The 14259-nt window shown below is 63.4% G+C and carries 13 protein-coding genes; 9 read left to right on the top strand and 4 right to left on the bottom strand.

Features of this window, described 5'->3' with window-relative positions; translation table 11 throughout:
- Positions 1 to 184: 184 nt before the first annotated feature.
- The 8 genes from hflK (CQ041_RS04845) to cfaB all read left to right on the top strand — a co-directional run bounded on the left by hflK (CQ041_RS04845) (position 185) and on the right by cfaB (position 9313).
- Entirely contained in the window at positions 185 to 2089 is a 1905-nt protein-coding gene (gene hflK / locus CQ041_RS04845) for a protease modulator HflK (RefSeq protein ID WP_105521473.1), read from the top strand.
- Between the two features lie 9 nt (positions 2090 to 2098).
- Positions 2099 to 3094: a protease modulator HflC gene (hflC, locus tag CQ041_RS04840; RefSeq protein WP_163001965.1), complete on the top strand. Its 996-nt coding sequence runs from the start codon at positions 2099 to 2101 to the stop codon at positions 3092 to 3094.
- Positions 3091 to 4116, top strand: coding sequence for a protease modulator HflK (gene hflK, locus CQ041_RS04835; RefSeq protein WP_105521341.1), 1026 nt, complete (start codon positions 3091 to 3093; stop codon positions 4114 to 4116). The genes hflC and hflK (CQ041_RS04835) overlap by 4 nt, the downstream gene beginning before the upstream one ends.
- A complete protein-coding gene (locus CQ041_RS04830; RefSeq protein WP_105521340.1) occupies positions 4113 to 6005 on the top strand; it encodes a cation-translocating P-type ATPase in 1893 nt (630 codons plus the stop codon). Before hflK (CQ041_RS04835) ends, CQ041_RS04830 begins: the two co-directional genes overlap by 4 nt.
- Positions 6006 to 6105: 100 nt before the next feature.
- Positions 6106 to 6357, top strand: coding sequence for a hypothetical protein (locus CQ041_RS04825; RefSeq protein ID WP_105521339.1), 252 nt, complete (start codon positions 6106 to 6108; stop codon positions 6355 to 6357).
- A 60-nt stretch (positions 6358 to 6417) separates the two neighbouring features.
- The gene (locus CQ041_RS04820) at positions 6418 to 7263 is read left to right on the top strand and encodes a DUF692 domain-containing protein (RefSeq protein WP_105521338.1); all 846 of its coding nucleotides are present in this window, start codon (positions 6418 to 6420) and stop codon (positions 7261 to 7263) included.
- Positions 7254 to 8042 (top strand): DNA-binding domain-containing protein, encoded by a 789-nt coding sequence (locus CQ041_RS04815; RefSeq protein WP_105521337.1) that lies wholly within the window; start codon positions 7254 to 7256, stop codon positions 8040 to 8042. The genes CQ041_RS04820 and CQ041_RS04815 overlap by 10 nt, the downstream gene beginning before the upstream one ends.
- A gap of 86 nt (positions 8043 to 8128) precedes the next feature.
- A complete protein-coding gene (cfaB, locus tag CQ041_RS04810; RefSeq protein ID WP_105521336.1) occupies positions 8129 to 9313 on the top strand; it encodes a C17 cyclopropane fatty acid synthase CfaB in 1185 nt (394 codons plus the stop codon).
- Between the two features lie 73 nt (positions 9314 to 9386).
- Here the strand turns inward: cfaB and cls are convergent, their stop codons facing one another.
- On the bottom strand, positions 9387 to 10826 hold the full coding sequence (gene cls / locus CQ041_RS04805; RefSeq protein ID WP_105521335.1) for a cardiolipin synthase: 1440 nt from the start codon (positions 10824 to 10826) through the stop codon (positions 9387 to 9389).
- A gap of 130 nt (positions 10827 to 10956) precedes the next feature.
- Here cls and CQ041_RS04800 point away from each other — a divergent pair, with 130 nt between their 5' ends.
- Positions 10957 to 11478, top strand: coding sequence for a DUF3617 domain-containing protein (locus tag CQ041_RS04800; RefSeq protein ID WP_105521334.1), 522 nt, complete (start codon positions 10957 to 10959; stop codon positions 11476 to 11478).
- Here the strand turns inward: CQ041_RS04800 and CQ041_RS04795 are convergent.
- From CQ041_RS04795 to CQ041_RS04785, 3 genes are read right to left on the bottom strand one after another with little or no spacing between them, the layout of a single operon-like run.
- Positions 11475 to 12812 (bottom strand): dihydroorotase, encoded by a 1338-nt coding sequence (locus CQ041_RS04795; RefSeq protein WP_105521333.1) that lies wholly within the window; start codon positions 12810 to 12812, stop codon positions 11475 to 11477. The two genes, CQ041_RS04800 and CQ041_RS04795, sit on opposite strands and share 4 nt — an antisense overlap.
- Before the next feature lie 3 nt (positions 12813 to 12815).
- A complete protein-coding gene (locus CQ041_RS04790) occupies positions 12816 to 13376 on the bottom strand; it encodes a carbonate dehydratase (RefSeq protein WP_105521332.1) in 561 nt (186 codons plus the stop codon).
- Positions 13373 to 14251 (bottom strand): metal ABC transporter substrate-binding protein, encoded by an 879-nt coding sequence (locus CQ041_RS04785; RefSeq protein ID WP_105521331.1) that lies wholly within the window; start codon positions 14249 to 14251, stop codon positions 13373 to 13375. Before CQ041_RS04785 ends, CQ041_RS04790 begins: the two co-directional genes overlap by 4 nt.
- Positions 14252 to 14259: the final 8 nt, after the last annotated feature.

The following is a 14259-nucleotide window of genomic DNA, read 5'->3' as shown; positions in this document are numbered from 1 at the left end:
GCCGATTATTCGGGGTATGCACCAGTGATGGTGCGTGTTTATGGGGTGTTGGTCACGCTCGCGAGGACAACGAGCAGAAGAAGTGGGAGCGGGTGTGGGTGGAATGAAAGCAGCGGTTATCGGACAAAAATTTCACGCGGCGTGTTATATCGTAACCAATTGTGAGTGAATGGGCGTGTTGGGGATGCAAGTGGATCTGGAAGCTGACGGCGCTTCGGTGCAAGGCCTGCCGCGTTTTCAACAAGGGCAGTTTCATGCCCGTCGATTGCGACTGGCCGGTATCAGCCTGACGTCCCTGGCCGTGTGCGGCTGGGTGCTGGCATTGTTCGTCGCACTGTTTGCGCCGCTGTCGATCTGGCCGGTGGTGCTGATCAACTGCGCCTGCGCCTTGATGTTGCTGGTGGCCGGATTGCAATCGGCCTGGTGGGTGGCGGATTGGCGTGCCCAGGCGCTGGAAGCACCGGCGGTTGAAACGCCGGTTGAAGACACGGGTCGGTACGCGCGCGTGGTCGAGCGTCTGGGCCAGCAAATCGGCGCGCCAGTAATGTGGCTTGGCGGTTGGTCGTTGCTGGCGCTGGTCAGCATTGTCGAGTTCTGGAACCTGGCCCTGCCTGCCGCACCGGTGGGTCAGTCGGCCAGTATCGGCGCCGCTTTGGCGTTGGCCTTGGCGTTTGGTTTGCTGGTGTTCGAACGTCGCCTGGCTCAGGAAACCGCCGCACAATGGCCGGAAGCGTTGCAGCTCGCACCCTTGAGCCGGGTGGCGATTATCAGCCTGGTGCTCAGCGCGATCTGCCTGCTGTTTGCCGACCCCGAATCGGTCTGGCCGTTAAGGCTCGCGGTATTGATCGGCCTGCTGCCCGCACTGGTCGCAGTGGAATTTCTGTTGAGGGCCGTGCTGTCGCTGTTCAGCCCGCGCCAGCCACGCGTCGAACCGCGCCTGATGGCGCAGAGCTTTATCGCCGGGCTGCTGCGCTGGCCGCCTCAACCGCTGCTCGCCTTGCAGCATGAATTGCACAACCGCTTTGGCATCGACCTGCGCCAGATCTGGGCGTTTACCTACATGCGCCGGGCATTCTTGCCGGTGCTGCTGGTGGTGCTGGCGGTCGGTTGGGCGCTGACCGGCGTGCACGAAGTGGCCCTGCAAGGTCGTGGGATCTACGAGCGTTTTGGCAAGCCTGTCGACGTCTTCGGCCCCGGCCTGCACGTCGGGCTGCCGTGGCCGCTGGGCCGTGTCATCCGGGTGGAAAATGGCGTGGTACATGAACTGGCCACCAGCGTCAGCGACGCCGCCGCCCCGGAGCTGGCGCCCGCCGAAGGCCCGCCGCCGTTGGTGGCCAACCGCTTGTGGGACGCCAGCCATGTGAATGACAAATCCCAGGTCATCGCCAGCAGCAGCGGCGACAAGCAGAGCTTCCAGATCGTCAACATGGACGTGCGCTTCGTCTACCGTATCGGCCTCACCGACCAGGCCGCGCTGGCGGCCACCTACCACAGCGCGGACGTGCCGACCCTGATCCGCAGCACCGCCAGCCGCATTCTGGTCCACGATTTTGCCTCGCGCACCCTTGATGAATTGCTCGGGGAACAACGCACGCGCCTTGCCGACGAAATCGGCCGCGCCGTGCAAGCCGACCTGCACGCCCTCGACAGCGGCGTGGAAATTCTCGCCACCGTGGTGGAGGCCATCCACCCACCCGCCGGCGCTGCCAATGCCTATCACGGCGTACAAGCGGCGCAGATTGGCGCCCAGGCGCTAATCGCCCGCGAACGCGGCGCCGCCAGCGAACAGACCAACCACGCGCTGCTGCAAGCCAGCATGGCCCGCGACCAGGCCACCGCCACCGCCCGCGAAGTGAGCGCCGGTGCCCAGGCGGCCGACCTGCGGTTTGCCGCCGAACAAAAGGCCTACGCCACGGCCGGCAAGGCGTTCGTGCTGGAGCAGTACCTCGGCCAACTGGCCCAAGGCCTGGCGCATGCCAAATTGCTGATTCTGGATCACCGCCTGGGCGCCGACGGCGCACCGACGATCGATCTGCGTTCTTTTACCTTGCCGGCCGACCCCCCCGTGCCGCGTAAAGCCGTTCAATAAGGAGTCTGTCTGTTGAGCGCTCATTCCCACGATCACGGTCATCATCACGGCCATCACCACCACCATCATCATCACGGTGACGCACCCGCCGCCGGCCCGTTCCCGTGGCGGCGCATGGCCTGGGCACTGTTGCTGGTGCTGTTTGCGGTGGCGGCGGCAAGCCTGGTGCAGGTGCGTTCCGGCGAGGCCACGGTGATTACTCGCTTCGGTAACCCGGCGCGGGTGTTGCTCGAACCGGGCCTGCGCTGGCGCTGGCCGGCGCCATTCGAAGCGGCGATTCCGGTGGACTTGCGCCTGCGCACGACCTCCAGTGGCTTGCAGGACGTGGGCACCCGCGATGGCCTGCGCATCATTGTGCAGGCTTACGTGGCGTGGCAGGTGCAGGGCGACGCCGACAATGTGCAGCGCTTCATGCGCGCGGTGCAGAACCAGCCGGATGAAGCCGCGCGGCAGATTCGAACGTTCGTTGGCTCGGCGCTGGAAACCACGGCGGCCAGTTTCGACCTGTCCAGCCTGATCAACACCGAGGCCAGCCAGGTGCGCATTGCCGATTTCGAGGCGCAGCTGCGCCAGCAGATTGATCAACAATTGCTGACCACCTACGGCGTGCGCGTGGCGCAAGTCGGCATCGAACGGCTGACCCTGCCATCGGTGACCCTCACCGCCACCGTTGATCGCATGCGCGCCGAGCGCGAAACCATCGCCACTGAACGCACCGCCGTGGGCAAGCGCGAAGCGGCGCAGATCCGTTCCGCTGCCGAGCGAGATGCGCGGATCGTGCAGGCCGATGCCACGGTCAAAGCCGCCGACATCGAAGCCCAATCGCGGGTAGAAGCCGCGCAGATTTATGGGCGCGCCTACGCTGGCAATCCCCAGTTGTATAACCTGCTGCGTTCACTGGACACCCTGGGCACCGTGGTGACGCCGGGCACCAAGATTATCCTGCGCACTGACGCCGCGCCGTTCCGCGCGCTGGTGGACGGGCCGAAGGACGTCCAGCCATGAGCGAGCGAGACAGCCCGTGGATTCAGGCCGGGCGCCTGACGTTCCTGGCGCTGTACGGGGTGACCGTCCTGGCCGCGTTGGCCTGGGCGTTCTCCAATGTGCGCCAGATCGACCCGCAGAACCGCGCCGTGGTTTTGCACTTCGGCGCGCTGGACCGTGTCCAGAATGCCGGGCTGTTGCTGGCTTGGCCGCAGCCGTTCGAGCAAGTGGTGCTGTTGCCGGCGGCCGACCGCGTGATCGAGCGCCGGGTGGAAAACCTGCTGCGCTCCGACGCGGCGATCCAGGCCGACCGCGTGGCCAGTTTTGCCACGCCGCTCAGCGATGCACTGGCCGGCTCCGGTTACCTGCTGACCGGCGACGCCGGTGTGGTGCAACTGGATGTGCGGGTGTTCTATAAAGTCACCGAGCCCTATGCATTCGTGTTGCAGGGCACCCATGTAGTGCCGGCGCTGGATCGGCTGGTGACGCGCAGCGCTGTGGCACTGACGGCGGCGCGGGATCTGGACACCATTCTGGTGGCGCGCCCCGAACTGATCGGCACCGACAATGGCGCCGCCGAACGTCGCGAACGGCTGCGCGGCGACCTGGTGCAAGGCATCAACCAACGCCTCGCAGCGCTGACCGCCAGCGGCCTGGGCCTGGGCATCGAAGTCACCCGCGTGGATGTGCAGTCGAGCCTGCCAGGCCCGGCAGTCAACGCCTTCAACGCAGTGCTCACCGCCAGCCAGCAAGCCGACAAAGCCGTGGCCAACGCCCGCACCGACGCAGAAAAACTCACCCAGACTGCCAACCAGCAGGCAGACCGCCTGGTTCAGGTGGCTCACGCCCAGGCCAGCGAACGCCTTGCCCATGCCCAGGCGCAAACCGCGACTGTCGCCAGCCTGGCCCAGGTGAAAGACCCGGGCTTGCTGCTGCGCCTGTACCGCGAACGCTTGCCGAAGATCCTCGGTCAGGCTGGCGCTGTGACCACGGTCGATCCGAAAGACGACTCCCGCTTGATCATCCAGGGAGCCGAACAATGAGCGCACCCATGCTGACGTCCGCCGAGCAGCGCAGTGCCGCGCGGCAATTGACCCTGGCCATGTTGGCGCTCGGGTTGCTGATGCTGGGCCTGGTATGGCGCTGGCTGGCGCCGGACCAAACCGGTGTCAGTCAATTGCTGCTGGGCGTTGCATCACTGTTGGTGGCGGTACCGGTGATGCGCTCGGCCTGGTACAGCCTGCGATTTCCCAGCCTGCATGGCATTACCGACCAGTTGATCGCCCTCGCGATGATGGGGGCCTGGGCCACTGGCGACCTGCTCACGGCTGCGTTGCTGCCGATCATCATGATCTTCGGGCATGTGCTGGAAGAGCGCAGTGTGATCGGCTCCCAGGAAGCCATTCACGCGCTGGGCAAACTGACCCGCAGCCATGCGCGGCGGGTGCAGGCGGACGGCAGCATCATTGAAGTGGACAACGGCACGCTGAACACCGGGGACATTGTTGAAGTGCGCGCCGGCGACCGTGTGCCCGCCGACGGTGTGGTGCTGTCCGGCCAGGCGAGCCTGGACACGGCGCCGATCACCGGCGAATCGGTGCCGCTCGAGGCGAGCGCGGGCGTGCAGGTGTTTGGCGGGGCGATCAACCTGGATGGCTTGCTGCGCCTGCAAGTGACACGCACCGGCAACGAATCCACCTTGGGTAAAGTCATTGCGCTGATGCAGAACGCCGAGCGCTCCAAACCGCCGATCACGCGGCTGCTGGAGCGTTACGCCGGCAGTTATATGGTGCTGGTGCTGTTGCTGGCGGCCGTGACCTGGTTTGTGACCCATGACGCCCAGGCGATGTTGGCCGTGCTGGTGGCGGCGTGTCCGTGTGCGTTGGTGTTGTCGGCGCCGGCGACCGCGATTGCCGGCATCGCCGTGGCGGCGCGCCATGGGATTCTGATTCGCAGCTCGGCGTTCCTGGAGGAGTTGGCGGACCTGACGTCGCTGGTGGTCGACAAGACCGGCACCCTGACTTTTGGCACCCTGCGTTTGCACGCCATCCAGTCCACGGCGCCGGACCGGCAAGTGCTGCTCAACCTGGCGGCCAGCCTGGGCGCCGCCAGCAGCCACCCGGTCAGCCGTGCGCTGGCGGGGTTGGCGACGCAGGAACCACGGCTGGCGTTGACCGAGATTCGCGAGCGTCAGGGCCTGGGCGTTGTGGCCCGGACCGCGCAGGGTGAAGCCGCGTTGGGACGGCCGGAATTGTTCGCGCAACTGGGCATCGCGACCACCCCGGTGCCGAGCCATGACGGCCCGATTGCCGGGTTGGCGCTGAACGAGCAATTTCTCGCCTGGTTGCTGCTGGCTGATAGTGTCAAACCCGAGGCGCGCCAGGCCCTGCAAGAATTGCGTGACCTGGGCCTGGGTCGCCAACTGCTGCTGACCGGCGATCGGCAAAGTGTCGCCGACAGCCTGGCGCTGGACGTGGGCATCAGCGATGTCCAAGCCCAGGCGTTGCCTGAAGACAAGCTCAACCGGGTGCTGGGTGAAATCGGCAGCGGCTTCCGCCCGATGGTGGTGGGCGATGGCATCAACGATTCGCTGGCGCTCAAGGCCGGAGTGGTCGGCGTGGCGATGGGGGCGGGCGGGGCGGATATCGCCCTGGCGTCGGCGGACGTGGTGCTGATTGGCAGTGACCTGCGGCGCCTGGGCACCTGCGTGCGCTTGAGTCGCCAGTGCCGGCAGACCTTGCAGGTCAATGTGATCATCGGCCTGGGCTGGACGCTGGCCATCGTGGTGTTTGCCGCATTTGGCTGGCTGGGCGCGGCCGGGGCGATGATTGCAGCGGTGCTGCACAACCTCAGCACCCTGCTGGTGCTGGGCAATGCCGGGCGGTTGCTGCGGTTTCACGAGCCGCTTGCCAAGCTTGAAGAAAAATCGTGAGCACGCTGTAACGCCGAGAGAGGGTCTCACTCTAGTGGTGTGTCGAGACCGGGCAATCCGCCCGGACCGGCACCCTACTGATCTTCTAAGGACTCTAACAATGAACATCAAAAAAGCCGTTTCCGGTGCTGCCCTGGCGATCGCTGCCGCCTCCCTGTTTGCCGGTGTCGCCACCCAGGTGCAGGCCGCCGACGCGACTGTTCACTGCTACGGCGTGACTTCCTGCAAAGGCATGAACGATTGCAAGACCGCAGAAAACGCCTGCAAAGGCCAGGCGGTCTGCAAGGGCCACGGCTTCAAGTCGATGACCAAGGCTGCCTGCGACGCCGCCGGCGGTAAAGTCGGCGAGTAAACGAGTGCACCCGCAGCGGCTGCCTGGCGCCGCTGCGGACACTTTGCCTAGGAGTGTCTGATGGCTACCTCCCTTCCCAACCTGGGTTACGGCCTGGGCCTGCGCAACGAGTACTACCAGCAGATCCTTGATCAATCACCTGCCGTGGATTGGTTTGAAGTGATCTCCGAAAATTATCTGGTGCAGGGCGGCAAAGCCTTGTACTACCTGGATGCGATTGCCGAGCAATACCCGCTGGTGATGCACGGTGTGTCCTTGTCCATCGGCGGGCCCCATGCCCTCGACATGGACTACCTTAAACAGCTCAAGCAACTCGCCGCGCGCATTCAGCCGGCCTGGATCTCCGACCACCTGTGCTGGAGCCGTGGCAACGCCCATCAATTGCACGACCTGCTGCCGCTGCCTTACACCGAAGAAAGCCTCTACCACGTAGCTGCTCGTGTGTGCCAAGTGCAGGACGTGTTGCAGCGCCCTTTGGTGCTGGAAAATGTCTCCAGCTATGTGCGCGCCAAGGCGGACGAGTTCACCGAGTGGGAATTTCTCAACGCGCTGGTTCATGTGTCGGGATGCCAGTTACTGCTGGACGTCAACAATGTGTATGTCAGCTCACGCAACCATGGGTTTGACGCGTGGACGTTCATTCGCAACCTGCCGCCCCATAGCATTCGCCAGTTGCACCTGGCGGGGCATAGGGACTACGGCGACTACGTGGTCGACACCCATGACCATCCGGTGTGTGATCCGGTGTGGGCGCTGTATCAGCAGACGCTGCAACATGTCGGGCCCGTGTCGACGTTGCTGGAGCGTGACGATCATTTCCCGCCCTTCGAAGAACTGCTCGCCGAACTGGGCAAGGCCCGCCAATTGGGTGCTGCGGCATTGGCCGGGAGTTCGTCATGCGTCTGACGGATTGGCAGCTGGCGTTTGAACAGCATGTGACCGCCGAGACGCTGGCGCTCAGCGATGGCTTCGCCGCGACCCTGCTGGGCGGGCCGACGTTGGAGGTGGGCACGGGGCTGGCGATTTATCACAACGCCTATAGGGCGCGGTTGCAGGAGGTCTTGCAGCATGACTTCAGCGCCATCCACTACTGGCTTGGGGATGAAGAGTTTGCGTCACTGTCGCAGGCCTATGTACGTCGCTATCCGTCCACTCATTTCAGCCTGCGTTGGCTGGGGCAGCGCTTTCCTGCATTTATCCTCGAGCATCTGGTGGCCGAACAGAGCGCGCCACTGGCTGAGCTGGCGCGACTGGAGTGGGCCTTTACCCTCGCGTTCGATGCACCCGCGGGTGAGCCGCTGACCCTGGAGCGCATGGCATTGTTGCCGCCCGAGGATTGGCCAGGCTTGCAGGTCACTTTGGCCGCTTCCGTGCAGCAGTTGCTTTGCCACTTCAATACGGTGGCGATCTGGCGGGCCAGCAAGTACGAAGAGCCTTTCCCCGGCAGCCAGGCCTTGGAGTCGACCCGTATCTGCTTGGTCTGGCGCCATCAGCAGGTATGCCGGTACCGCAGTCTGGAGGCCGCCGAGGCCTGTGCGTTGGCAGGGATGGTGACCACCGGTTGGAATTTTTCAGAGCTGTGCGGGGAGTTGGCGGCCATCTACGCAGAGGGGGCGCCCCTGCAAGCCGTTACATGGCTGAAACAGTGGGTGCAGGAGGGTTTGCTGGAAGGCCGGGTGTCCTAGAAATGGTCTATTAAATCGATAGCCTCCTACTTGTGTAGGGATGGTCTACCCTCATTTCAGACGTCTGAAACAAGGGGGGACTACTCATGCTCGCGCAACTTCCACCGGCCTTACAGAATCTTCAGCTACCGCTGCGTCTTCGACTCTGGGACGGCCACGAATTCAACTTGGGCCCAGAGCCCAGTGTGACCATCGTGGTGAAGGACCCCACGGTCGTGCCACAACTGACCCACCCCACGCTGGACTCACTCGGCACCGCCTTTATCGAGGGCAAACTGGAGCTCGAAGGCTCCATCACCGAAGTGATCCGGGTGTGTGACGAGCTCAGCCACGCCTTGATCGAGGGCGACGAGGACAGTCATCCGGTGCGCTTGATCCACGACAAGGCCACTGACGCAGCGGCGATTTCCTACCACTACGACCTCTCCAACGCGTTCTACCAGCTGTGGCTGGACCAGGACATGGCGTACTCCTGCGGCTATTTTGAAACCGGCAGCGAATCCATCGACCAGGCCCAACAAGACAAATTTCGCCACCTGTGCCGCAAGTTGCGCCTGCAGCCGGGGGAGTACCTGCTGGATGTCGGTTGTGGCTGGGGCGGGCTGGCACGGTTTGCGGCGCGGGAATTCGGGGTGAAGGTGTTCGGCATCACCTTGAGCAAGGAACAGCTGGCATTGGCTCGTGAACGGGTCACCGCCGAGGGCCTCGAAGACCAGGTGGACCTGCAATTGCTCGACTACCGAGACCTGCCGCAGGACGGACGGTTCGACAAGGTGGTGAGCGTGGGCATGTTCGAACACGTCGGTCACGCCAATCTGGCCGAGTACTGCAAGACGCTGTTCGGCGCGGTGCGTGAGGGCGGCCTGGTGATGAACCATGGCATCACCGCCAAGCACACCGACGGTCGCCCAGTGGGTCGCGGTGCCGGGGAGTTTATCGAGCGTTATGTGTTCCCCAACGGCGAGCTGCCGCACCTGGCGATGATGACCGCCGAACTCAGTGAGGTGGGGTTGGAAGTGGTCGACGTCGAAAGCCTGCGCCTGCATTACGCGCGCACGCTGGACCATTGGAGCGAGCGTCTGGAAGACAACCTGGAAGCGGCGGCGAAGATGGTGCCGGAGCAGGCGCTGCGCATTTGGCGGCTGTACCTGGCCGGGTGTGCCTATGCGTTTGCGCGGGGCTGGATCAACCTGCACCAGATACTGGCGGTGAAACCTCACGCCGATGGCAGCCATGAACTGCCGTGGACGCGGGAAGATATCTACCGCTGATCTGCTGAACACACTGACGATCCAAAGGTGGGAGCAGGCAAGCCAGCTCCTACCGTTTTTACCGCGTTGCTTGTCAGAGGATCGGTGAGATCAGGCGCGCTACCCGCATGCCCAGTTGTTGCAGGCGTCGCGTCTCGCGGCTCTCTTCCTGGCTGACTTCATGGGCCAGCTCAAAATCCGCCAGCAGCATCTGCTCGACCTGGCCGGCAAAGGTGTCATCCACCGTCAGCAACATCACCTCGAAATTCAGCCGGAACGAGCGGTTGTCCATGTTCGCACTGCCGATGGCGCTGATTTCGCTGTCCACCAACACCACCTTCTGATGCAGGAACCCCGGCGTGTAACGGAATACCCGCACCCCGGCGCGCACCGCTTCAATCGCGTACAGGCTGGACGCGGCGTAGACGATGCGGTGGTCCGGGCGTGACGGCAGCAGCAGGCGCACGTCGACTCCGCGCAACACCGCCAGGCGCAGGGCGGAGAACACCGCTTCGTCAGGGACGAAATACGGGCTGGTGATCCAGATGCGTTCGCGCGCGGCGTGGATCGCCTCGACAAAAAACAGCGAGCAGGTTTCATACGGGTCGGCAGGGCCGCTGGCGAGCAATTGGCAGAGCACGCCATCTTCAGGGTAGGCGTCTGGCAGGATCAGCGGCGGCAACTCGCGCGCAGCCCAGAACCAGTCTTCGGCAAACGATTCCTGCAGACAGGCAACGACTGGCCCAACGACTTGCACATGGGTATCGCGCCAGGGGGCCAGGGGTGGTTTTTTGCCGAGGTATTCGTCGCCCACGTTATGCCCGCCGACGAACCCGGTGAGGCCATCCACCACCACGATCTTGCGATGGTTGCGGAAGTTGACCTGGAAGCGATTGAGCCACCCGCTGCGGGTGGCGAATGCCTTGACCTTGACCCCGGCGTCACGCAGGGATTGCACATAGTGATGGGGCAGGGCGTGGCTGCCGATGCGGTCGTACAGCACGTAAATGTCGACGCCTTGGGCGGACTTTTCCTTCAGCAGGGCATGCAACTGCCTACCCAGTTCGTCGTCGTGAATGATGAAGAACTGGAACAGTACGGCCGTCCTGGCACCACGGATGGCGTCGAAGATCGCGCTGAAAGTGGCGTCGCCATTTACCAGCAGGCGCACTTCATTGTTCGCCAGGCACGGCATGCGGCCCAGTTTGGGCATGGCGCGCAACGAGGTGTAGGCACTGGAGTTACGCGCAGCAAGGGCCTCCTCGACCCAGGGCCGCCAGTTCAGTTCGGCGATGGCGGTGCGCATTTCCTGGTTGGCCTGGCGCCGGGCCTGGATGTAGGCGTCGAAGGTGCTGCGGCCGAAGATCAGGTAGGGGATCAGCGTGAGGTAGGGCATGAACATCAGCGACAAGGCCCAGGCGATCGAGCCTTGGGCGGTCCTGACGGTCAGCACCGCGTGGAGCGCGGCGAGGGTCCCGAAAAAGTGCAGCGTGGCGATGAAGTAGGCGAGCAGGTGCGGGCCAAAGAAATCCATGGACGACGATACTCCAGGCAATCCAATGCCTAACAGACCATGTCTGGTGCCGAATGTCGCTATTTTATTTGCCGTGCAACACTGGCGGCTTTGCAGCGTCTAACCCCCAACATTACCCAGGAGTTACCCGATGAATGCTCGTTTGCTCTGTTTAGCCATGGTGACTGGTTTGGCGCTGCCCGTTGCAGCACAGGCGCAGATGCTGGCGCCGGGCTTGTGGGAATTGACCACCAGCAATATGAAAGTGGATAACCAGGACCTGCCGGATTTGTCGCTGATCCTCGGTCAGCTCAAGCAGCAGATGACCCCTGAACAGCGCGCCATGCTGGAAAAGCAAGGCATCACCATGGCCGGCAAAGGCGTGCAGGTGTGCCTCACACCGGCTCAGGTTGCCTCCGACTCCATCCCGCTGACCGACCCGCAATCGGGCTGCAAGCAGGAAGTGACCGACAAGACCGGCAACCAGTGGAAATTCCGCTTCAGTTGCCCGAAAGCCCAGGGCACGGGCGTCGCCACTTTCCAGAGCCAGAAGGAATTCACCACCACCGTCAACGGCACCTTCAATGCCACCGGCATTCAGCAAAAGGGCAGCCTCGACAGCCACGCGCAGTGGCTGGGCAACGATTGCGGTACGGTCAAACCCCGCGCTTAACGCAGGAAATGCAGGGGCAAACCCTGGCAACTGTCGACCACCTGGCCGTTGTGCCACGCCAGGTGGCCGGACACCAACGTGGTGCTGACGCTGTGGCGAAACCGTCGTTCGGCAAAGGGCGTCCAACCACAGCGGGACAGCACCGGCTCGTCGCTTACCGCTTTGCCTTCAGGCTCAGGCTGGATCAGTACCAGGTCCGCCCAATACCCCTCACGTAGATAACCACGATCAGGAATGGCAAACAGGTCCGCCACCCGGTGACTGGTTTTTGCCACCACTGTCGTCAGCGGCAAATGCCCATCCGCCACCAGTTCCATCAACGCTGGCAGCGCATGTTGCACCAGTGGCAGCCCTGACGGCGCTTCGCGATAGCCCAACTGTTTCTGCGCCCAGGTATGCGGCGCATGGTCGGTGCCGATCACATCCAGACGGTCACTCAACAACGCCCGGCGCAACGCGTCGCGGTCGGCACGGGTCTTGATCGCCGGGTTGCATTTGATCTGGTGACCGAGACGGTGGTAGTCGCGGTCATCAAAGAGCAGATGGTGGATGCAGACTTCAGCGGTAATGCGTTTTTCCGACAGCGGCTTGTCTTCGAACAGCGACAGTTCGCGCGCGCTGGTCAGGTGCAGCACATGCAGGCGCGTGCCGTGGCGCTTGGCCAATTCCACGGCAAAGGATGACGAGCGATAGCAGGCCTCGGCATCGCGGATCAGCGGGTGAGCGACGGCGGGGATGTGCTCGCCGAAACGTTCGCGCAGGCGCTGTTCATTGGCCTGGATGCTCGGCGTATGTTCGCAATGGGCCAACAGGAGAGTCGGCACTTCGGCGAACAAGCGCTCGAGAATGCGCGGGTCGTCCACCAGCATGTTGCCGGTGGACGCGCCCATGAACACTTTGACCCCCGCCACGCTGCCCGGGTCGAGGGCGGCGACCGTGTCGAGGTTGTCGTTGCTCACGCCAAAGTGAAAGCCATAGTTGGCCACCGAGTGCAGGGCGGCGCGGCGTTTTTTGTCGGCCAGGGCTTCCAGGTCGAGGGTGGCGGGTTGGGTGTTGGGCATGTCCATGAAGCTGGTGATGCCGCCGGCCACTGCCGCCCGGGATTCGCTGTAGAAACTGCCCTTGTCCGGCGCGCCGGGTTCGCGAAAGTGCACCTGGTCGTCGATCATGCCCGGCAGCAGCCATTGGCCGCTGGCGTCGATTTCCACTGGCGCGTTGCAGCCGTCGATGCTGCTGGCGATTTTGTCGATGCGGCCATTGGCGACCAGCACATCGGCGTCGAATTCCCGACCTTCATTGACCAGGCGGGCATTGCGGATCAGCAGGCGGCTCATGGTTCAGAACTCGTTTTGCAGGGCTTTGTAGCCGCGCACCAGGTCGACGTTAGTGCGCGCTACGTCTTCGGAAAACTCCGAGGCGCTGACACTCACCGGGGGGAATTGCGACAGGTCGGTGTTCGGTCCGATGCGCGTCGTGGAGGGCACGTAGAACGCGTCCGGCAAGTCGCGACCGTCGACCACCGAGTTGTGCCGCACTACGCAACCATGGCCCACGGCGCAGTTGAACAGCACGCTGTTGAAGCCGATGAACACACGATCGCCAACCGTGCACGGGCCGTGGACGATGGAGCGGTGCGCGATGGACGTGAATTCACCAATCGTCACTGCGGCGCCGGACTTGGAGTGGATGACCACGCCGTCCTGAATGTTGGAATTGGCGCCAATCATGATCGGGTCCATGGCACCGTTGGCGTCGACCTCGTCGGCGCGGATCACTGCGTAGGGGCCGACGAAGACATTTTCGCCGATGACGACCTTGCCGCAGATGATGGCAGTCTTGTCGACGTAGGCTGATTCGGCGATCACCGGCAGGTCGCCGGACGGGTTCTTGCGGATCATGGCTTGCCCAACGCGGCGCAGAGGGTGTTGAGGTTGTATTCGAACAACCCGATGAACGTACTGGCCTGCCCTTCGGCGGCAAGGGCATCGGAGTACAGCGTGCCGCCGAGCTGGGCGCCGCTTTCGTCGGCAATCTGCTTGAGCAGGCGCGCGTCCTTGATGTTTTCCATGAACACGGCCTTGACCTTGTCGGTGCGAATTTGCGTGATCAGCGCGGCGACTTCGGCGGCCGAAGGTTCACGTTCGGTGGACAGGCCCTGGGGAGCGAGAAACTGAATGCCGTAAGCCTGGCCCAGGTAACCAAAGGCGTCGTGGGAGGTGACGATGCGGCGGTTGCCGGCGGGCAGCGCCCCGAACTTGGCCTTGGCTTCGACCAGCACCCGGTGGATGTCCTTGAGATAGGCCTGGCTGTTGCGCTGGTAGTTGGCAGTGTTGGCGGGATCTGCAGCGATCAGGGCCTTGGTGATGTTGTTCACGTAGATTTCAGCATTGGCCAGGTTGTGCCAGGCGTGCGGGTCCGGGATGGTTTCGCCGTCCTCATCCATGGTGTGGGAAATCACGCCTTTGCTGGCGGTGACGACAGTGGCTTTGGTTTCGGTGCTGGTCACCAGGCGGTCCAGCCAGGGTTCGAAGCCCAGACCGTTCTTGATGATGACCTTGGCCTTGAGCAGTGCCTTGGCGTCGTCGGGACTCGGCTCGTAGGTATGGGCATCGGCGTCGGGGCCGACCATGTTGCTGATCTGGATATGGTCGCCACCAATCTGGTGGGTGATGTCTTCAAGGATGCTGAAGCTGGTGACCACCTGGAGTTTGTCGGCGGCCTGGGCAGTCGACAGTGACAGCACCAGACTGAACAGCACGAGTAGAACACGCATCGGGAAAC

It is taken from the genome of Pseudomonas sp. MYb60 (assembly GCF_002979555.1).
Taxonomy (GTDB): Bacteria; Pseudomonadota; Gammaproteobacteria; order Pseudomonadales; family Pseudomonadaceae; genus Aquipseudomonas.
This window is presented reverse-complemented; position numbering and strand designations above follow the sequence as displayed.